The following is a 19,005-nucleotide window of genomic DNA, read 5'->3' on the forward strand; positions in this document are numbered from 1 at the left end:
CGATAAGAGGTCGCCTTATCCAGCAAGCGCCGTGCCCGCCGTTACGACGATGGCGGCTCTTGCGGCGCCCGGCCGAGCGGCAGCGCGGCGCCTTCCACGCAGGCCACCAGCGCATCGCCCCGGCCTGCGTAGACACCATGTCCGCCCGTGAAATCGGAGAACGCCGGCAGCACGGTGATTCCCGGCCTCAGCCAGAACGCCGGCCAGCTGCGCGGCACGCCCGGCACGCGGGTCTTGGGATGCACATGGCCCGCAATCACATGGCGGCCTCGCGGATCGGCCTGCGGCAGATGGCGGAACAGGAACGGGCCGTCTTCCTGCGCCTCGCCCAGTTGGCGCATGCCGAAAGACGCGCCGTCCAGCGCGCGATCGTGGTTGCCGGTCAGCGCCGCCACGTCCAGCCCAGCATGCTCGCCCCGCCAATGCGCCCAGGCGTCGCGCCAGGCGGCCCGCGACGCCGGTCCGTGCAGCACGTCGCCCACGATCCACAGCTCGCGCGCCGCGGTCTGTTCCACCAGGCGCGCCAGGCGCAGCAGGTCATCCTGCGTGGCGCCGCTGGGCACGGCGATGCCGGCCCGCCGGAACACGTGGCTCTTGCCCAGATGCAGGTCCGCGATGATCAGCCGCGAGCGCGCGGGCCAATGCATGGCGCGCCCGCCCAGCAGGACCATGGGCTCGCCGGCCAACGCGACGCAAAGCGCGTCATCGGGCGATTCGGGCATAGCGCTTCTCCAGTTGCGCGGCGGCGCGCTTGACGCGGACCTGCCAGGTTTCCGTGCTGATCTGTCCGCGCAGGCTTTCCGTCCACAGGGGAAACGACAGGGGCGTCAGCGCCCGCGGTTCGGCAAGCGCCAGCGTCCGGCCCTCGCAGTCCTGCAGCGCAGCCAGCAGGCGCGGCGCTTCAAGCTGCAATTCGAAGACCTCGCGCTCGGCCTGCGCCAGCAGCAGATGATCCGGGTCGTAGCGGCGCAGCACGTCGTAGAGCAGGCCGCTGGAGGCCTGCTCCTGGCGCAGCGAGCGCGCCGCCCTGCCGGGCAGCGACGGCGTCAGCAACCCCGCGACGCGCGCGATCTCGCGGAACTGCCGGCGCGCCAGTTCGCCCAGGTTGACGCCATCGCGCAAGTCTTGCGCCATGCCATCCGGGCTGAGCAGCCGCCGCAGCAGCGCGTCGTCCAGCGCGGCGGATTCCGCCAACGTCAGCATCAGGCCGTAGTCATTAACGGTGTAGGAAAACGTATTGGCAGCCAGCCTGCCCCAGCGCAGCGCGATCATGGCCGCCATGCCCTCGTGGACGGCGCGCCCGGCGAACGGGAACAGGAACAGGTGCATGCCGCGCCGGGTGCCGACGCGCTCGGCCACCAGGCGCCCGCGGTCCGGCAATGCGCTGGCCTGCCCCTGGATCCGCAGCAGCGCTTGCACGGCGCGCATTTCAGGGTGCGAACCCGGATGGGCATAGAGGCTTTCCACTTCGCGCGCCAGCTGCGTGGACAAGGGCATGCGCCCGCCCTGCCAGGTCGCGACCGGACCGTCGCCGCCCTTGGCCCGCCGCACGTAGGCGGTCATGCCTTCCAGCCGCACGAGTTCCAGCGTGCGGCCCGCGAACTGGAAGCGGTCGCCCGGACGCAGGCGCGCCAGAAAACCCTCCTCCACCGAACCCAGCCCGCCTCCGCGCAGATACTTCACGGACACGGCGCCGTCGGCGGTGATGGTTCCGATGGACAGGCGATGACGCAGCGCGATGCGGCGGTCATGCACGCGGTAGCAGCCGTCGTCGTCGCGCACGACGCGGTGAAAGTCCGGGTACTTGGCCAGCGCCCGGCCGCCCTGCACGATGAAATCCAGCACGGCCTGCCAGGTGCCGGGGTCCAGCGCGGCATAGGCATGGGTGCCGCGGACTTCGAGGAACAGCGCATGCGCGTCGAAGCCGCCGCCCAGCGCCAGCGTCACGGCGTGCTGCGCCAGCACATCCAGGCTGCCGGTCGGCGGCGGCCGCGATTCGATTTCGCCGCGCGCAATGGCCTGGCGGGCGGCGGCATATTCGATCAGTTCCAGCGCCTGGGCCGGCACGCAGATGACATGGCCCGATTCGCCCGGCCGGTGCCTGGCGCGGCCCGCCCGTTGCAGCAGGCGGGCAACGCCTTTCGGGCTGCCGATCTGCAGCACTTGGTCCACGGCGGGAAAATCGACGCCCAGGTCCAGGCTGGAGGTGGCCACCACGCAACGGACCGCGCCGTCGCGCAAGCCCTGCTCCGCCGCGGCCCGCAGCCGGGGATCCAGCGAGCCGTGATGCAGCGCCAGCGTGGCCGGGTCCTCGGGCCAGATCGATTCAAGCGCGCGATGCCACAGTTCCGCCTGGGCGCGGGTGTTCGTGAACAAGAGGCTGGCGCGCACGTCAAAGAGGCGCTTGAACACGCGCGGCAATTGCGACAGGCCCAAATGCCCCGCCCACGGCATGGCGCCATCGCGCTCGGGCAACAGGGTGGCGACGGTGATCTTGCGCGGCCGCGCGCCCGCAACCAGCGGACTGCCGGGCGCATGCGGCAGCAGCACCGAACGCGCTTCTTCCAGGTTGCCGAGGGTGGCGGACAAGCCCCAGGTCCGCGTCTCTGGCGACAAGCGCCGCAGCCGCGCCAAGCACAGCTGCAGCAGCACGCCGCGCTTGTTTCCCAGCAGTTCGTGCCATTCGTCCACCACGATGCAGCGCAGGGCGCGAAAACGCGCGGACGCGTCCGCATAGGACAGCAACAGCGCCAGCGATTCCGGCGTGATCACCAGCACATGCGCCTTGCCCTGGCGGGCGAGCCGCTTGTCGCGCGCGCTGGCGTCGCCCGTGCGCAGCGCGACGGTCCATGCAATATCCAGGTCGCCCGCGGTTTGCGCCAGGGCGCGCGCCGTGTCGGCGGCCAGCGCGCGCAGCGGCGTGACCCACAGCACGCGCGGCCCCGCCCCTTCCGGCGCGCGCGCCGCGCCGGCGTCGGCCAGCGCCTGCAGCAAGGGGCCGCCGAACGCCGCCAGGGTCTTGCCGCTGCCGGTCGGCGTGTGCAGCAGGCCGGATTCGCCCGCCAGATAGCGGCGCCAGGTCTCGCGCTGGAATGCCGCCGGCTTCCAGCCGCGCGCCGCGAACCACGCCGCCAGCGGCGCGTCCCAGGCCCGGCGCTGCGCGCTCATCGCGCAAGCGCCTTCAGCGTGTCCAGCTGGTCGGCCTGCCCGGCCGCCTTGTCGTGCCGCCAGCGCAGGATGCGCGGAAAGCGCACCGCCACGCCGGACTTGTGCCGCTTGGACAGGTTGACGCCTTCGAAGCCCAGCTCGAATACCTGCACCGGATCCACCGAGCGCACCGGCCCGAAACGTTCGCGCGTATGCGCGCGCAGCCAGCGGTCCAGTTCCAGGATCTCCTTGTCGTCCAGCCCGGAATAGGCCTTGGCGACGGGCACCAGCGCATCGCCCTGCCACAGGCCGAAGGTGTAATCGGTGTAGAGCGTGCTGCGGCGGCCGTGGCCCGATTGCGCATAGAGCAGCACGGCGTCGATGGTGAGCGGATCGATCTTCCATTTCCACCAGTCTCCGCGCCGCCGGCCGCTTTGGTAGGCGGCGCCGCGGCGTTTGAGCATGAAGCCTTCCACCCCGCGCTCGCGCGACTCGGCGCGCAGCGCGCCGGCCTCGTCCCAGCTGGACGGCGCCACCACAGGCGACAGCCGCAAGCGCGGATCGGGATGCCGGCGCAGCAGCGCTTCCAATCGCGCGCGGCGTTCGGCTTGCGGCAGCTCGCGCAAGTCTGTTCCGTTCAACTCCAGCAGGTCGTAGGCCAGCATCCGCACCGGCGCCTCGGCCAGCCACCTGGGGCCGGGCTTCAGGCGCTGGATGCGGGTCTGCAAGGCGGCAAACGGCATGGGCTCGGACGTGTCGTCCTGCCAGGCCAGCAGCTCGCCGTCCAGCACGCAGTCCACGTCCAGCGCGGCGGCGGCGGCCTCCACTTCCGGAAACCGGCCATCCAGGCGTTCTTCGCCGCGCGACCAGAGCGCGACCTCGCCGTGGCGCCGTATCAGCTGGGCGCGGATGCCGTCCCACTTCCATTCGAGCAGCCAATCGCCGATAGCGCCGAGGCCGGCCGGATCGCCTTCCAGCGGCGACGCGAGGAAGAAGGGATAAGGCTGCTGGCGGTCGCCGGGCAGTTCTTCCGCGCTGAGCAGGTCCCGCAGGAACGCCGGGCTGGGCGACCATGCCCCCAGCATGCGCTGGGCGATCCGCGCGATCGGCACGCCCGACATTTCGGCCAGCGCCTGCTGCACCATGCGTTGCGGCACCCCGACGCGCAGCGCGCCGGTCAGGAGCTTGTTGAAGACCAGGCGCTCTTCGAACGGCAGGCCCAGCCAGGCCGCCACGATGACCTCGCGGCGCTCGGCCTCGTCGCGATTGGCGACCGGCACCAGCACCTCTTCGATCCAGTCCGCCAGGCCGCGCTCGGGCGCCGCCTGCGCCGGGTCGGGCACCAGCAGGGCCAGGGTTTCGGCCAGGTCGCCCACCTGGTCGTAGCTGGCGTCCACCAGCCATGGCGGCGTGTCCGAGGCCGTGGCGGCCCAGGCGCGCATTTCGCCCACCGCGGCGATCTTGCGGCGCGCGCTGGTGACCTTGCCGCCCGCCAGCAGATAAAGCGCCCAGACGGCGTCGCGCGGCGGCGCATCGCGGAAGTACGCCACCAGCGCCGCGCGCTTGTCCAAGGTGGCGGTGCTGCGGTCCAGTTCCTGATACAACGCCGCGAATCGCTTCATGCGTGGTTCCGTCTCTAGGGCCTGTTCACACTAAAAGGAGCCTCGCACAGGCCCTAGTCGTCCTCGCCGTACTGCGTGGCCAGTGTTTCGGCGGCAATGCCGGACTCGTTCAGCGTGCGCACCAGCGCGTCCGTGTCGCCATGCGTGGCGATCACGCGGCGCGCCCCGGTCTCGCGGATGGTGCGCAGCAGGTCCGGCCAGTCGGCGTGGTCGGACACGACAAAGCCGCGGTCCATATTGCGGCGCCGCCGGTTGCCGCGCAGCCGCATCCACCCCGAGGCAAAGCCGTGCTGCGCCTTGCGAAACCGCCGCAGCCATGCACTGCCCGCGGCCGACGGCGGCGCCAGGACGAGTTCCCCAGCAAACCCCGTGCCCGGCGCGCCGTCGGCATCGATGACCAGGCGGGTGTCGGCCATGGCGATGCCCGCCCGGCGGTACACGTCGACGCCCGCGGCAATGGCGCCGTGCAGATAGGCCGGGCGGTCGATGAAGGGCTTCAGTTCCGCCAGCACCCGCTGCGCCTTGCCCAGCGCATAGCAATACAAAATGGCGGCCTCGCCGCGCGCGGCGCAATGGTCGCGCCATTGCGCGATGTCGCGCGCCACGTCGGCGGCGCTGGGCCAACGGTAGATCGGCAGGCCGAAGGTCGCTTCGGTAATGAAGGTATCGCAGGCGACGACCTCGAACGGGCTGCAGGTCGGATCGGGTTGGCGCTTATAGTCGCCGGAGACGACCCAGACCTGGCCTTCGGCCTCGATGCGGACCTGGGCCGATCCCAGGACGTGGCCGGCCGGATGCAGGGACACGCGGGCGTCGCCCAGGATGAAGCCCTGGCCATAGCCGTGGACGCGATAGTCCTGGTCCCCCAGGCGCCACTGCAGGATGGGCAGGCCTTCCGCGCTGGTGTGATAGCAGCCCATGCCCACGCGGGCGTGGTCGCCGTGGCCGTGCGTCAGGACGGCGACGTCCACGGGCCGCCAGGGATCGATGTAGAACCGCCCGGCCGGGCAATACAGGCCTTCCGGACGCAATTGCACGATGTCGCGCATGGCATGCTCCCGATCCGGCGCGGCGCAAGGGGCGCCGCGGACCGCGTTGCGACAGTTATACCGCGAAGCCCCGGCGGCGCGGACGCGCAGGCGTTCAAGACGTTCCCGTCAGCGCGCCGAAACCTTCGGACGTGGAATATAAACTTCGGAATCAGATCAAGCATGCGATAGCAGGTAGTGTCGTAGTGGATCACACACCAAGGAGCATCAATGCGAACCAAGCACATCCTGACACTCGTCGTCCTCGTCGTCATCGCTTCCGTCGCGCTGTCGGTCGTGCCCTGGTAGAGGCGCTTGATCACATCATGTCCACGCTGCCGTCCCCCTCTTTGCTTGACGAGACGCTGCGCGCCGTCGCGCGCCGCTATCGCGTGCCGCCCATGCCCGCCGCAACGCCGGCGATGCAGGAATCCGATCCGGCGACGGCGCTCGCGATTGCGATCGAGCAGGCCCGCGTGGCGCTGCTCGGCGGCGCGGCGCCGGACGCGGCCGTCAAGCGCCTGTTCGTCGAATCGCTTGCGCGGCTGATACGTGAAGCCATGCGCGCCCCGCAAGGCGATCCTGTCTTTCAGGCCATGGCGCTGCGCCACCGGGCGCCACGGGTGCGCGAGCATGCGTCGCTGTCCGCGCACGCCGGCCAGGACCGCCGCGCCGTCCACACGGCCATCAATGGGATCGCGCATCCCGGCAAGCAGCAACGCCTGCCGCCCGGCCCGCAGCGCGAGGCATTGGCGCAATTACACGCCGCGGCCGGCTCCGCGTCGTGGTCCGCGCTCGCCGCGATTGCGCGGCATGTCCTCGCCCTGCCCGAGACCGGGCACGATGCGCCGGTCAGGCGCGGCCTGACGCAATTGCTGGACGATCCCGGGCTGGCCCGCCTGCAGCGCCTGGATGCCCTGGCGTCGGATGAACTCGTTCAGCAGTATCAATCGCTGTGGGACCGCAACGGCCCCCGCCCGGGCAGCCCTGCGGCCGCCGCGCAAGGCTCCGCGTCGCGGCGGCGCGGCGCCGCGGTCGAAGCGCTGGCCGCGCAGGCGCTGGAGGCGCTGGCCCGGCGCCTCGGCGCAGAGACCGGAGCGCCCTACCGCGTTGCGACCTCGATGCGCGTGCCGGCGTCCATGCCCGGCAGCGCCGAGCGCGCCAAGACCGAGTGGGACGCGGCGCTGCTGCGGCAAGCGCCGATTGCCGATGCGACGCCGGCCTGGGACGTTTGTTTGCTTGTCGAGGCCAAGGCCTCCGTTGATGCCGCCACCACCGACCTCGCGCGCCTGCTGCGCGGGTTGCGCCTGCTCGCGCAGGCCGACGCAAGCGTCGCCTATCCGTTTGAATGCGGGCAAGGAACGCTGCGCCTGACCGGCGCATCGCTTAGCGCGCTGACGACCGACGAAGCCGGTCTGGCCAGAACGGTGCTCTATTGCTGCGATGCGCCCGCCGAACCGGCGCCGCGCCTGCTCGGCGCGGCCGGCCGGATGCAGCTCTTGTCGGCGCAGGCCAGCCTGGAATTCGCCGCGCGCCTGGCGGACGGGCAAGCCGTGGAGGCTCAGGACCTTGAGCCGCTCTGGCATGAACTGCTGACATCGCGCCAGTGGGGCGCCGTGTTGAACCAGTACCCGATGCTGCGCCAGGTGCGCGACCTGATGGTGCACACCGACGACCTGCTGGCCGCGGTCAATGGGCCGCCGCCAAGTTCCTGTCCCAGTCCCGAAAATGCCGCTCGATGTGCTCTCGAATGAAGTCGGCCAGCACGCGCGTCGCCATGGACGGAAAGCGGTTGGGCGCGGTCAGCAGATAGATGGCGTCGCCCACCCCTTCGGGTTCGAACTGCGGCAGGACCTCAATCAGCGTCCCGTCGCGCAACTGGCTCCACACGGCATAGCGGGGCAGCAACGCGATACCCAGTCCCGCCAGGACGGCGTCGCGCAGGAACGGGTAGTCGCCCGATTGCAGCCTGGGCGCAATGCGCAGGATCAGCGGATCTCCATGATCCGGCTTCAGGCGCAAGTCAAACCGGCGCCCCAGCGATTGCGGCGAAATCAGGTCGCAGCGGCCAAGCTGCTCCATCTTTTGCACCGGGCCGTTTTCCGCCAGGAAATCCGGTGAGGCGCACAGGCACCACTGGATGCCGCAGACGCGGCGCGCGACGTGGTCCTCGGGCGGCGCGGAAGTGATCTTCAGCGCAAGATCGACTTCCGCGGAGATCAGGTCCCCGATGCCGTCGTTGATGTGCACGCGCAGGGAAATATCGGGATAGGTGCGCGCAAAGTCCAGCAGCACGGGCGCCAGGTACAGATGTCCCAGGCCTGTCGGAAGCCGGATGCGCACATCGCCCCTGACGGCGCCATCGAGGCTGTCGATGGCGGCCTGCACCGCGCGCATTTCGTCCAGCAGGCGGATGCCGTGCTGGTAGAGCAACTGGCCGGCCTGCGTCAGTTCGACATGGCGGGTGGTCCGCCGAAAGAGCTGCGCGCCCAGATCGAGTTCCAGCCGCTTGAGCCGATGGGACATGTTCGATCGCGTCATGCCGCAGCGCACGGCCGCGGCGCTGAGGTTGCGCGACTCCACCATCGCCACGAACAGTCTGACCAGATTCAGGTCGGGCATATTGTCAATCATGATTCACCATTCAAGGCACAAACAGGTGGATTGTCCAATGTCGTCAGCGAGTCTAGCATCGACCGCATTGTCCTTCTCTTATCGCATCCCATGCCGACCACGCCATTCGACCCTGCTTGCGGCCCCTATTCAGGCCTGCGCGTGCTGGACCTGAGCCAGGGGATCGCGGGCCCCTATTGCGCCCAGATTCTCTGGCAGCAGGGCGCCGACGTGGTGAAGGTGGAGCCGCCGGATGGCGACTGGGGCCGCCATGTCGGCGTGGTGCGCGACGACCAGAGCGCGCTGTCGATCGCCTACAACGTGGGCAAGCGCGGCGTCTGCGTGGATGCGCGCCAGCCGCGGGGCCGGGCCTTGCTGGCGGATCTGGCGCAACGGGCCGACGTCGTGATCCAGAATTTCCGCCCGGGCGTGGCCGAACGCATGGGCGTGGGCTACGACAGCCTGGCCGAACGCTGCCCCGGCCTCGTGTACGTGTCGATCAGCGGCTACGGACCCGACGGCCCCAGCTCGAATGCGCCCGCCTCGGACTCGGTGATGCAGGCCGACAGCGGCCTGATGTACGCAAACCAGACGCCCGATGGCGAGCCCCGCCGGATCGGCCTGCTGATGGCCGACATCGCCACCGCGCTGTATGCCGTTCAGGCCGCCAGCGCCGCGCTGTACCGGCACGCGCGCAGCGGCCTCGGCCAGCATGTGCAGCTGAGCCTGTTCCAGGCCTGCGCCGCCTTGCAGGTCAACGATATCCTGGCGTTCGGCATGGCGGGCGAACGCGTGGCGGGCGCGGTCAGCGCGCCCAACGGCGTGTTCGATACCGCGGACGGACGCTTGTCCGTCCTGGCGCTGAACAACGACCAGTTTGCCCGGCTTTGCCGCGCGCTGGAGCGGCCCGACTGGCTGGCGGACCCGGCGCTTGCCAGCAACGCGGGGCGCATGGCGCAGCGCGAGCGCCTGCATCGCGAGCTGTCCGCGCAACTGGCGGCGCGGGCCACCGGGCATTGGGTGGAGCGCCTTGCGCGCGAAGACGTGCTGCACGCGCAGGTCCGGAACTACGACGACCTGGCCGCGCATCCGCAAGCGGTCCATGCCGGTTTGCTGGAGCCCCTGGCCCAGCGCGGCGGCAAGCCCCTGCCGTTCGCGCGCGTGCCCGCCACGGCGGCGCAGAGGCCCTTGCAGGCCGCGCCCGCGGTCGGCGAGCACACGGTTGCCGTGCTGACGGAATGGGGCGTGCCGGCCGCCGACATCCAATCCCTGCTGGACGCGGGCGTCCTGCGCCAGGAGAAACGCTGATGCGCGCACTCATCTGCCATCGCCATGGCCCGATTGAAGACGTCTTGCCCGGGGACATGGCCGACGCGCCCGCCCCCGGCCCCCACGAAGTCACCATCGCCGTCGAGCACGCAAGCGTCAGCCACGCGACGAAGCTGCTGATCGAAGGCCGCTATCAAAGCCGGCCGCCGCTGCCCTTCGCGCCCGGCACGGAAGCCGCCGGCCGCGTCCTGGCGTGCGGCGCGCAAGTCTCGCGCCTGAAGCCGGGCGACAGGGTGGTGGCGCTCGCGCGCTGGGGCTGCTACGCGGAACGCCTGACCCTGCCCGAGCATACCGTCTATCCCGTGCCGGATGCGCTGCCGCTCTTGAGCGCCCTGCCCATCCCGATCTCGTACGGGACGGCCTACTGCGCCTTGCTGTGGCGCGCCGCCATGCAGCCCGGCGATGCGGTGCTGGTGCTGGGCGCGGGATCGGGCGTCGGCCTGGCCGCCGTGGAAATCGCCTCGTCGCTGGGCGCCGTCGTGCTGGCCTGCGCCAGCACGGACGCCAAGCGCCAGGCCGCCCTGGCCGCGGGCGCCGCGCATGCGTTTGCCGCCGACGAAAACCTGGCGCGCACCGTCAAGGCCGCGACGGACGGGCGCGGCGCCGACATCGTGCTCGATGCGGTGGGCGGCGCGGCGTTCGAGCGCAGCGTGCGCGCGGCGGCGGCCAATGCGCGCATGGTGTCGGTGGGCTTCGCCAGCGGCCGCGTCCCCGATGTGCCGCTGAACCTGCTGCTTGTGAAAAACATTGCCCTGCATGGGTTTTTCTTTGGCCGCTACATAGGCTGGACGCCCGCCGACGAACGCATCGTCCACGCACCCGCCATGCAGCGCACGATGTCCACTTTGTTTGACTGGGCCCGCAGCAAGCGGATCCGGCCAGCTGTAACGGCGGTCTATCCGATCACCGGTCTTGCCGCAGCACTCGCCGCCCTGGAAAGCCGACAAGTCGTCGGCAAGGTGGCGATCAAAATAACGACGGAGACAAACCCATGCACCCCACCCTCGCCCGACGCGCCCCCGGGCCGCGCAGCCCCCGCCTAGCGCGGCGCCTCCCCACTCTCGCCGCCGCCGCGCTGGCCGCGGGCCTTGCCTGCGGCTCGCCGGCAGCGCTGGCGGCCGACGCCGCGTTTCCCGACAAGCCCATCACCATGGTCGTGCCCTATCCCCCGGGCGGGCCCACGGACATCGTGGCGCGCCTGGTGGCCGCGGAAATGTCCAAGACCATCGGCCAGAACATCATCGTGGACAACAAGCCCGGCGCCAGCGGGATGATCGGCGCCGATCTCGTGGCGCGCGCCGCGCCGGACGGCTATACCTTCCTGGCCAATGCGTCCTTGCACGTCATCAATCCGTACATCTATGCGTCGATGCGCTATGACGCCTTCAAGGACTTCGCGCCCATCACCCAATTGGCGGACGTGCCGCTGGTGCTGGTGGTGCCGCAGGCCTCCAAGGTCCGCACCGTCCAGGACCTGGTGGCGCTGGGCAAGACGCAGCCCCTGAACTTCGGCTCGGCGGGATCGGCGTCGGCGCAGCAGCTCGCGGGCGAGTCGTTCAAGGTGCGCTCCGGGCTGCCCATGCAGCACGTGCCCTACAAGGGCAGCGCGCCGGCACTGACGGATCTGGTGGGCGGACAGATCCAGCTGATGTTCGACTCCATGCCTTCGGCGATGCCGTTCATCAAGTCCGGAAAGCTGCGGGCGGTGGCGGTGACGACGGCGCGCCGGGTCGACGAGCTGCCCGACGTGCCGACCATGGCGGAGTCCGGCTTCCCCGGTTTCGACATCAGCACCTGGTACGGACTATGGGCGCCCAAGGGCACGCCGCCCGGGATAGTCGCCAAGCTGGCCGACCACGCCGCGCGGGCGCTCAAGCAGCCCAACGTGGTGACGCAGTACGCGGGGCTGGGGGCCAAGCCGGTGGGATCGGACCCGGCGGCCTTCGCCCGCTTCAATGTCTCCGAGGGCGAAAAGTGGCGGGACATCGTCAAGGCGGCGCAAATCACGCCGCAGTAGTGGGAACCATGCGTGTTCCGGGCCGCGCCGCGACGGCGCGGCCGCGGACCGTCACCACGAATACTTCAGCGTGGCCAGCACCAGCCGCCCCGCGCCATAGGTGCAGGCGGTGGACGTCACGCAGGTGCCCACATAGGTGCGGTCAAACAGATTGCTGGCGTTCAGCGCCAGCGTCAACCCCCGCATCGCCGGCTGCATCTGGCCGAAGTCATAGGACAAGGCGGCGTCGACCAGCGTGACCGCCGGAATCCGCAGCGTGTTGGCGGGGTCTCCCCAGTCGGCGCCGATGTAGCGCACGCCGGCGCCCAGGCCCAGGCCCTGCAGCGGCCCCTGCTGCACCTTGTAGCCCAGCCAGGCCGCCGCCTGGTGCGCCGGCGCGTAGTACTGCTTCTTTCCTTCGCGCGACTCCGGCACGCCGTTGACGATGTCGGTGTTGGCGCTTCGCGTCACCACGGCGTCGACGTACGAGTACGAGGCGATCAGGTCCCAGCCCCGCGCCAGGCCGGCCTTGCCTTCCAGCTCGATGCCGCGCGCGCGCGTCTGGCCGGTCTGGGTCTGGAAACCCGGCGGCCGCCCCGGCGTGGTGTCGCTGGTGAGCACGTTGTCCTGCGTCAGCTGGTAGGCGGACAGCGTCACCATGCTGTCGCTGCCGGGCGGCTGGTACTTCACCCCCGCCTCGATCTGCCGGCCCTCGGACGGCTGGAACGGGTTGGACTCGAAATCGGTGCCGCCCGTGGGCGAGAACGACGTGGAGTACGCCACATAGGGCGCCAGCCCGCTGTCCATCAGATAGGTCAGTCCCGCCCTGCCCGTGAAGGCGGAATCTTCCTGCGTCGCCTTGCCCGACGTCAGCTGGTTGCGGGTGGTGCTGCTTGCCCTGTCGTAGCGGCCGCCCAGCGTCAGCAGCCAGCCGCCGTACGAGATCTGGTCCTGGAGATACACGCCGGACTGCTCGGTGCGCTGGCGGGCGTCGATGCGCGGAATGAGGTCCCGCAGGCCGGGGCGCGGCTTGCCATAGACGGGGTCGAACAGGTCCAGCGCCGGCACGCCGGCAATGACATTGGCGAACTTGTAGGTGTCGCGCATGTCCAGGTAATCGAAGCCGGCCAGGAGTTCGTGTCCGACCGGGCCGGTGCCGAATCGCGCGATCGCCTGGGTGTCGACGTTCAGCGTCGCGCCCGTGCCCTGCCCTCTCGTCATGGTGCGCGACCATGTCCGCATGTCGACGGGGTTGAGCATGTAGCCCGCGGCGGTGCGCGCCTCGCCCCGCATGTGGCTGTAGCGCAGCTGCTGCTTGACCGTCCAGGTGTCGTTGAACGCGTGCGAGAACAGGTAGCCGGCCGAGTACTGCTCGCGGTCGTAGGTGTCCCAGCCCGGCTCGCCCGGAAAGCGGTCGCGCGGGATGCGGCCGTTGGGATTGGAATAGAGCGTGCCCGCCGCGGGCAGGTTGCCGTACAGCGGCACCTGGTGGTCCTTCTGGTAGAAGCCCAGCAGGCTCAGCGAGGTGGCCGCCGAAGGCCGCCATGTCAGCGCCGGCGCGACGAAAGTGCGATCGTCCTCGGTGTAGCGCGAAGACTGGGCCGCGTCGCGCTGCAGCGCGACCAGGCGGTAGCTCCATTGGCCGGCCTCGTCCACGGGGCCGCTCAGGTCCAGCGCGGCCTGCGCGCGGCCATAGCTGCCCGTCTGCAATTCGATCTCGCGCTGCGGCGTAGCGGTGGGCAGCTTGCTCACCATGTTGATCAGGCCGCCCGGGTTGTTCTGGCCATACAGCACGGACGACGGCCCCTTGAGCACCTCGACCCGCTCCAGTCCGTACGGCTCGATCTGCAGCATGCCAAAGCTGTACGCGCCGAACGGCAGCCGGGCGCCGTCCAGGTTGTTGCGTGCGCCAAAGCCGCCCCGCAGATAGATGTTGTCGTAGCGCAGGTCGGTGCTGCCGCCCGGGGCGTAGACGCCCGGCGTGTAGGCCAGCGCCTCGACGATGCTGCGGGCGCCGCGCGCGGCGATCTCGTCGCGCGTAACCACGTTGACCGCCTGGGGAATTTCCAGGATCGGCGTGTCGGTCTTGGTGCCGGTGGCGCTGCGCAGCGCCACGATGCCGGCGACCGGACCGTAGGCGGATTCGCCCGTGCCCTCGACCCTCAGCGCCGGCAGCAGCACCGTGGGGCCCGCGGGAAGCACGCGCAGCGTATACACCGTGGCGCCGTCGCGCCGCGCCGCCAGCGGCGTGCCCGCCAGCAGCCGCGCCAGCCCCTCCTCGACCGGCCACGCGCCCTGCAGGCCCGCCGTACGCATGCCCTCGGCCAAGGCCGGATCGAACGACAGATTGATGCGCGCCGCCCCCGCGAAGGCGGTGAGCGCCGGTCCCAACGGGCCGGCGGGGATGTCGAACCGCGTCGGCGCGGCGGCGGCCGGCGGCGTGGCGGCGGCGGATTGGGCCTGGGCAAGCGGCGCGGCCGCGGCCAGCGCGGCGCATAGCGCGCCCGCGGCGGTCCGGCGCAGCGGCCCGGCCGCTAGGTGTTCAAGTAAAGACATGCTGATCCCGACAAGGTGCAAGCGAAGGTGCTCTATGGACTTGTCGGATGAGAAAAAAAAAGGGGCCAAGAAAATGCCGCGCACGCTTCGCGCGCTTGCTGCCCCCCAAGGGGGCTTTTTTTGTCTTGGGGCGGCCCAGCGACAAAAATGCCCCCACGCCGCGCACGCTTCGCGCGCTTGCTGCCCCCCAAGGGGGCTTTTTGTCTTGGGGCGGCCCAGCGACAAAAAATCTCCGTCGCCACTTCAAGACGGCACGACGCTGACCCAATAGCGCGTGCGATACGCTACCCGCACCGGCAGGCTGCGCGACACGGCCAGCAGCACCGCGTCGGTGTCGTCCACCTGGAAGCCGCCGGAGATGCGCAGGTCTGCCACCTCCGGATCGCAGCGCAGCAGGCCGGGGCGGTAGCGGGAAAGCTCTTGCAGGAAGTCCGCGAGCCGCATGTTGTCCGCGTACAGCACCCCGTCAAGCCAGGCTTGCGGCGGATGCGGGCTGGCGGCGGGGGCATCCGCCGCCACGGCGGAAAAGTCGGCGCATTGCCCGGCCGCGAGGACCACGCCCGCGGGCGCGGCCCGCGGCAGAAGCTGCACCCGGCCTTCGATGACCGCGACGCGGCTGCGCGCCTCCATCTGCCTCACGGTGAAATACGTGCCCAGCGCCCGCACGCTGCCTTCGGCGGTGCGCACCAGCAGGGGCCTGGGATCCGGCGGCTCGGCAGGGGCCGTGCGCAGCAGTATCTCTCCTTCCTTGAGCCGCAGCAGGCGCTGCGCGCCCGTGTAATCCAGGTCCACGGCGCTGGCGGTGTTTAGCACCAGTACGCTGCCGTCCGGCAACGCGATCCGCCGGCGCTCGCCGCTGCGCGTGGCGTAGTCGGCGGTCCATTGCCGGGGCGCCGCCTGCCAGGCCAGCCAGCCGGCCGGCGCCGCCGCGATCAGGCCGGCCAATACGCGCAGGCCGGCTCGCCGCGACACCGTCGCATCCATCGTGGCGCGGCCCAGCCCCGACGGCAGGCCGCCCAGCTTGGCCAGTACCGACTGGGCCCGCGTCCAGGCGCGGTCGTGCTCGGCGCTGCGCTGGCGCCAGCGCTCGCAGGCCTGGCGGTCGGCTTCTGAAAAGCGGCCCGAATGCAGCCGCACCAGCCAGTCGGCGGCCTCGCCGGCGATTGCGGGGTCGATGGAGCCCGGCGCGGCGTTCATGGCGCGGCCAGGATGCAGTGCGTGAAGGCCTCGGCCATGTAGCGCTTGACGGTGCGCACGCTGACGCCCATCTCGGCGCCGATCTGCTCGTAGGTCAGCCCGTCCAGCTGCGACAGCAGGAACGCGACCCGGACCTTGTCGGGCAGCGCCGCCAGCAGCGCGTCCACTTCGCGCAAGGTCTGCAGTATCGCCAGGCGCTGCTCCTCCGACGGCGCGTGGCGCGCCGGCAGGGCGGCCAGCACATCCAGGTACGCCTGCTCCAAGGCATGGCGCCGGTACAGGTCCACCATCAGGCGCTTGGCGATCGTCGTCAGGTAGGCCCGGGGTTCGCGCAGGTCGGGCATGGCGCGCCGCCGGTAGGCGGCAAGCAGCCCCACGAACGTGTCCTGCGCCAGGTCCGCCGCGTCCGCGCTGTTGCCCAGGCGGCGGCGCAGCCATCCGAACAGCCAGCCGTGATGCGCGTCATAGAGACGCTGCACGGCGACGGCGGGGGTCTGTTCGGTGATCGGCATGAAGGTTGGCGCAATTAGCTGAATAGGAAGCAGTCGCAATTATCACGGTTAACCCGCCCCATGACAACGCCGGCCTCGCGCGGGGCCTCCGCCCGGCTTGTTGCTCATAAGTCCTGGTAATGCGCCGAATAAGAATTCATAATTTTTTTTATGCCGCAGGCCCGCGTATAACTGTCGGTTCATATCGCCCCGCTTCCCGGGCGAGCCGTGAAAATGCCGGGCAACCGCGGCCGGCGCAACGAGCAACGTCAACCCAGGGGTCACAGGCATGAAGGCATACTTCCACGACGATCAAAAGCTCCACCATCCGCAGACGTACTTCTCGCGTGGCAAGATGCGCACGCCGCAGGAAGTGCCCTCGCGCCTGGACGGCCTGGTGCAAGCGGCCCGCAAGCTGGGCTTCGATGTAGAAACGCCGGCCGACCATGGCGCCGGCGCGCTGTCGGCCGTGCACTCGCTGGACTACCTGCGCTTCCTGCAAAGCGCGCACGAGGACTGGAAAAAGCTGCCGGGGGACTGGGGCGACGAAGTCGTCTCCAATGTGTTCGTGCGCGAGCCCAACGCGCTGCGCGGCGTGCTGGCGAAGGCGGGGCGCTACCTGGCCGACGGCAGCTGCCCGGTCGGCCCCAAGACCTGGCATTCCGCCTACTGGTCGGCCCAATGCGCCATTGCGGGGGCCGAGGCGCTGCTGGCCGGCGACCGCCATGCCTACGCCATCTGCCGCCCGCCTGGCCACCATGCGCGGCGCGACGCCGCGGGCGGCTTCTGCTACCTGAACAACGCCGCGATTGCCGCGGAGCGCCTGAGATCGAAGTTTTCGCGCGTGGCCATCCTGGATACCGACATGCATCACGGGCAGGGCATCCAGGAAATCTTCTACGCCCGCAGCGACGTGCTGTACGTGTCGATCCACGGCGACCCCGAGAACTTCTATCCCGTGGTGGCGGGCTTCGAGGACGAGCGCGGGGCCGGCGAAGGCTATGGCTACAACATCAACCTGCCCATGCCGCACGGCTCGCCCGAATCGGTGTTCTTCGACCGGCTGGCCCAGGCCCGCCGCGCGATCGACCTGTTCCAGCCCGACGCCATCGTGCTGTCGCTGGGCTTCGACATCTTCGAAAAAGACCCGCAGGCCATGGTCAGCGTGTCCGAGGACGGCTTCGAGCGCCTGGGCCGCGAGGTCGGCGGCTTGCGGCTGCCGACCCTGATCGTGCAGGAAGGCGGCTACTACATCGAGGGCCTGGAATCCAACGCGACGCGCTTCTTCGGCGGACTCGCAGGCGCCTGAACCCATGCCCCAGCCGTCCTCGCGCAGCCCCGCCTCCCTGCCCCTGGCCCCCGAACGCATGGACTGGAACCTGCTGCGCACCTTCATGTTCGTGGTGCAGGAGCGCGGCGTGGGCCGGGCGGCGCAGGCGCTGCACCTGAGCCAGCCCGCCGTCAGCCAGGCGCTCAAGCGCCTGGAGGATGCCGTGGGCGGCACGCTGCTGCACCGGCGCAATGGCGAATTCCGCCTCACCGGCCTGGGCGACGAGATCTACGCCATCGCCCGCGACATGTACGGCACGATGGCCCGCATCGAGCATGCCGCCACCCGGGACCAGGCCGATGTCGCGGGCACGCTGCGGCTGCTGGTGATGAGCAAGGTCCAAAGCCCCGCCTACGACGATTTCCTGGCGCAGTTCCATCGCCTCCATCCCAGGATCGAATTCCACATCGAGGTCCTGCCCAGCGCCGCCATCCTGGATGCCCTGGGCAAGCGCGTTCCCGCGCTGGGCATATGCCTGTGCCGCAAGCCCGTCGACGCGCTAGAGCGCCGCCTGTTCCTGCGCCACCGTTACGCCGTGGTCTGCGGCCGCCATCATCCGCTGTTCGCGCGGCAACGCGTCGGCATCGAAGACCTGATGGACCAGAATTTCGTGTGCTTCACCAGCGACCAGATCGGCGACACGCTGTCGCCGCTGACCATCTTCCGCGACCAGCAGGGGTTCACCGGGCGGATCGTCGGCACGTCCCCCAACATCGAGGAGATCCGCCGCATGGTGGTGGCGGGCATCGGCCTGAGCTTCCTGCCCGAGCACCTGATACGCCACGACGTGGCCAATGGCGAACTGCGGCGCCTGCCGCCCGCCGACACCGTGGCCGACATCGACGTCTTCCTGGCCTGGCACAAGCAGCGCAAGCTGACGGCGGCGGAAGCCGCCTACCTGGACGCGTTCGAGCGATTCCTCTGCCGCACGCCGCTGGACTCGCGCGCGGGCTGAGCGCGCGGGCTACATGCGCGCCACCGGCAGCCGCAACGCCACGCGCCGCTCCGCAGGCAACCCGTGACGCGCCTCGGCCTCCAGCACGCCCGCAAGCCGGGAACCCGGCCATGCCGGCTCCTGCCGGAACCCCAGCCTGGCGTACCAGGGCGCGTTCCACGGAACATCGCGAAACGTCGTCAAGGTCACGGCGGACAAGCCGCTGCCCAGCGCGTGCGCGCAGGCCTTTTGCACGAGCTTTTTACCGATGCCCATTTGCTGGGATCCCGCGTCGACGGCAAGCTCCCAGATGTGCAGCTCATCGCCGAATACTTCCGCGCTGAGAAAGCCCCGCAGCGGCCCGCCGGCCGCCTGCGCAACCCAGACGGTCCCCTGCGCGATGAGCCGCCGATGCGCGGCTTCCGGCAGCACCTCGTCGTCGGCGATCCATTCCAGGCCGGGCACGGTCCGGAACAGATTGCCCGCGGACGCTTCGAGCGCGGGCAGCATGGCGGCATCTTCAAGGCGGGCGGGGCGAACGGGCATTTCCATTGAGGGTTCCGGGAATCCTGGCGCTTCGGATTCTACGCCGCGCGAGGCGATGAGCAGCGCGCCCGCCGCCGGACCGCCGCGCCCGCGCCATTCATGAGCCACGTTGCAAAGCCTATGCGCAATCCAGTGTCTAATCACCCCCTCCCTCGCGGGATAAAGTCCAGGCTGCGGCGGGCTCCCCGCCGATCCGTCCCGAACCACAAAGACCCT

15 protein-coding genes are annotated in these 19,005 nt (G+C 70.2%); 6 read left to right on the forward strand and 9 right to left on the reverse strand.

The window, feature by feature from the left end; all coding sequences use genetic code 11:
• Positions 1 to 41 precede the first annotated feature (41 nt).
• From pdeM to ACFWP0_RS14885, 4 genes are read right to left on the reverse strand one after another with little or no spacing between them, the layout of a single operon-like run.
• Positions 42 to 722, reverse strand: coding sequence for a ligase-associated DNA damage response endonuclease PdeM (gene pdeM, locus ACFWP0_RS14870; RefSeq protein WP_377843254.1), 681 nt, complete (start codon positions 720 to 722; stop codon positions 42 to 44).
• On the reverse strand, positions 703 to 3,168 hold the full coding sequence (locus ACFWP0_RS14875) for a ligase-associated DNA damage response DEXH box helicase (protein ID WP_377843257.1): 2,466 nt from the start codon (positions 3,166 to 3,168) through the stop codon (positions 703 to 705). Before ACFWP0_RS14875 ends, pdeM begins: the two co-directional genes overlap by 20 nt.
• Positions 3,165 to 4,769, reverse strand: a complete 1,605-nt coding sequence (locus tag ACFWP0_RS14880; protein ID WP_377843260.1) for an ATP-dependent DNA ligase — start codon at positions 4,767 to 4,769, stop codon at positions 3,165 to 3,167. The genes ACFWP0_RS14875 and ACFWP0_RS14880 overlap by 4 nt, the downstream gene beginning before the upstream one ends.
• Positions 4,770 to 4,822: 53 nt before the next feature.
• On the reverse strand, positions 4,823 to 5,818 hold the full coding sequence (locus ACFWP0_RS14885; RefSeq protein ID WP_377843262.1) for a ligase-associated DNA damage response exonuclease: 996 nt from the start codon (positions 5,816 to 5,818) through the stop codon (positions 4,823 to 4,825).
• A 305-nt stretch (positions 5,819 to 6,123) separates the two neighbouring features.
• On the opposite strand from ACFWP0_RS14885, the gene ACFWP0_RS14890 reads away from it, so the two are divergent.
• Positions 6,124 to 7,551, forward strand: a complete 1,428-nt coding sequence (locus ACFWP0_RS14890) for a 3-deoxy-D-arabino-heptulosonate 7-phosphate synthase (RefSeq protein WP_377843265.1) — start codon at positions 6,124 to 6,126, stop codon at positions 7,549 to 7,551.
• Here the strand turns inward: ACFWP0_RS14890 and ACFWP0_RS14895 are convergent.
• Entirely contained in the window at positions 7,487 to 8,431 is a 945-nt protein-coding gene (locus tag ACFWP0_RS14895; protein ID WP_377843268.1) for a LysR family transcriptional regulator, read from the reverse strand. The genes ACFWP0_RS14890 and ACFWP0_RS14895 overlap by 65 nt on opposite strands.
• A gap of 90 nt (positions 8,432 to 8,521) precedes the next feature.
• Here ACFWP0_RS14895 and ACFWP0_RS14900 point away from each other — a divergent pair, with 90 nt between their 5' ends.
• From ACFWP0_RS14900 to ACFWP0_RS14910, 3 genes are read left to right on the forward strand one after another with little or no spacing between them, the layout of a single operon-like run.
• On the forward strand, positions 8,522 to 9,718 hold the full coding sequence (locus ACFWP0_RS14900) for a CaiB/BaiF CoA transferase family protein (RefSeq protein ID WP_377843270.1): 1,197 nt from the start codon (positions 8,522 to 8,524) through the stop codon (positions 9,716 to 9,718).
• The gene (locus ACFWP0_RS14905) at positions 9,718 to 10,782 is read left to right on the forward strand and encodes an NADPH:quinone oxidoreductase family protein (RefSeq protein ID WP_377843273.1); all 1,065 of its coding nucleotides are present in this window, start codon (positions 9,718 to 9,720) and stop codon (positions 10,780 to 10,782) included. Before ACFWP0_RS14900 ends, ACFWP0_RS14905 begins: the two co-directional genes overlap by 1 nt.
• The gene (locus tag ACFWP0_RS14910) at positions 10,731 to 11,756 is read left to right on the forward strand and encodes a Bug family tripartite tricarboxylate transporter substrate binding protein (RefSeq protein WP_377843276.1); all 1,026 of its coding nucleotides are present in this window, start codon (positions 10,731 to 10,733) and stop codon (positions 11,754 to 11,756) included. The genes ACFWP0_RS14905 and ACFWP0_RS14910 overlap by 52 nt, the downstream gene beginning before the upstream one ends.
• Before the next feature lie 51 nt (positions 11,757 to 11,807).
• Here the strand turns inward: ACFWP0_RS14910 and ACFWP0_RS14915 are convergent, their stop codons facing one another.
• The 3 genes from ACFWP0_RS14915 to ACFWP0_RS14925 all read right to left on the reverse strand — a co-directional run bounded on the left by ACFWP0_RS14915 (position 11,808) and on the right by ACFWP0_RS14925 (position 16,000).
• Entirely contained in the window at positions 11,808 to 14,291 is a 2,484-nt protein-coding gene (locus ACFWP0_RS14915; RefSeq protein WP_377843279.1) for a TonB-dependent siderophore receptor, read from the reverse strand.
• A gap of 243 nt (positions 14,292 to 14,534) precedes the next feature.
• Positions 14,535 to 15,488, reverse strand: a complete 954-nt coding sequence (locus ACFWP0_RS14920; protein ID WP_377843282.1) for a FecR domain-containing protein — start codon at positions 15,486 to 15,488, stop codon at positions 14,535 to 14,537.
• Complete coding sequence (locus ACFWP0_RS14925; protein ID WP_377843283.1) at positions 15,485 to 16,000, reverse strand: sigma-70 family RNA polymerase sigma factor; 516 nt, start codon at positions 15,998 to 16,000, stop codon at positions 15,485 to 15,487. Before ACFWP0_RS14925 ends, ACFWP0_RS14920 begins: the two co-directional genes overlap by 4 nt.
• Before the next feature lie 268 nt (positions 16,001 to 16,268).
• Here ACFWP0_RS14925 and ACFWP0_RS14930 point away from each other — a divergent pair, with 268 nt between their 5' ends.
• Complete coding sequence (locus ACFWP0_RS14930) at positions 16,269 to 17,288, forward strand: histone deacetylase family protein (protein WP_377843285.1); 1,020 nt, start codon at positions 16,269 to 16,271, stop codon at positions 17,286 to 17,288.
• 4 nt (positions 17,289 to 17,292) lie between these two features.
• Positions 17,293 to 18,264: a LysR family transcriptional regulator gene (locus ACFWP0_RS14935; protein ID WP_377843286.1), complete on the forward strand. Its 972-nt coding sequence runs from the start codon at positions 17,293 to 17,295 to the stop codon at positions 18,262 to 18,264.
• Between the two features lie 9 nt (positions 18,265 to 18,273).
• On the opposite strand, the gene ACFWP0_RS14940 is transcribed toward ACFWP0_RS14935, so the two are convergent.
• Complete coding sequence (locus ACFWP0_RS14940) at positions 18,274 to 18,795, reverse strand: GNAT family N-acetyltransferase (protein ID WP_377843288.1); 522 nt, start codon at positions 18,793 to 18,795, stop codon at positions 18,274 to 18,276.
• Positions 18,796 to 19,005: the final 210 nt, after the last annotated feature.

This window comes from Achromobacter sp. NPDC058515 (assembly GCF_042721735.1).
Classification (GTDB): domain Bacteria; phylum Pseudomonadota; class Gammaproteobacteria; order Burkholderiales; family Burkholderiaceae_B; genus Achromobacter.

Coding starts and splice junctions, on each gene's coding strand:
- pdeM (WP_377843254.1), bottom strand. CDS start 722: ATGCCCGAATCGCCCGATGACGCGCTTTGCGTCGCGTTGGCCGGCGAG.
- ACFWP0_RS14885 (WP_377843262.1), bottom strand. CDS start 5,818: ATGCGCGACATCGTGCAATTGCGTCCGGAAGGCCTGTATTGCCCGGCC.
- ACFWP0_RS14940 (WP_377843288.1), bottom strand. CDS start 18,795: ATGGAAATGCCCGTTCGCCCCGCCCGCCTTGAAGATGCCGCCATGCTG.
- ACFWP0_RS14900 (WP_377843270.1), top strand. CDS start 8,522: ATGCCGACCACGCCATTCGACCCTGCTTGCGGCCCCTATTCAGGCCTG.
- ACFWP0_RS14915 (WP_377843279.1), bottom strand. CDS start 14,291: ATGTCTTTACTTGAACACCTAGCGGCCGGGCCGCTGCGCCGGACCGCC.
- ACFWP0_RS14920 (WP_377843282.1), bottom strand. CDS start 15,488: ATGAACGCCGCGCCGGGCTCCATCGACCCCGCAATCGCCGGCGAGGCC.
- ACFWP0_RS14880 (WP_377843260.1), bottom strand. CDS start 4,769: ATGAAGCGATTCGCGGCGTTGTATCAGGAACTGGACCGCAGCACCGCC.
- ACFWP0_RS14935 (WP_377843286.1), top strand. CDS start 17,293: ATGCCCCAGCCGTCCTCGCGCAGCCCCGCCTCCCTGCCCCTGGCCCCC.
- ACFWP0_RS14895 (WP_377843268.1), bottom strand. CDS start 8,431: ATGATTGACAATATGCCCGACCTGAATCTGGTCAGACTGTTCGTGGCG.
- ACFWP0_RS14930 (WP_377843285.1), top strand. CDS start 16,269: ATGAAGGCATACTTCCACGACGATCAAAAGCTCCACCATCCGCAGACG.
- ACFWP0_RS14875 (WP_377843257.1), bottom strand. CDS start 3,168: ATGAGCGCGCAGCGCCGGGCCTGGGACGCGCCGCTGGCGGCGTGGTTC.
- ACFWP0_RS14905 (WP_377843273.1), top strand. CDS start 9,718: ATGCGCGCACTCATCTGCCATCGCCATGGCCCGATTGAAGACGTCTTG.
- ACFWP0_RS14925 (WP_377843283.1), bottom strand. CDS start 16,000: ATGCCGATCACCGAACAGACCCCCGCCGTCGCCGTGCAGCGTCTCTAT.
- ACFWP0_RS14910 (WP_377843276.1), top strand. CDS start 10,731: ATGCACCCCACCCTCGCCCGACGCGCCCCCGGGCCGCGCAGCCCCCGC.
- ACFWP0_RS14890 (WP_377843265.1), top strand. CDS start 6,124: ATGTCCACGCTGCCGTCCCCCTCTTTGCTTGACGAGACGCTGCGCGCC.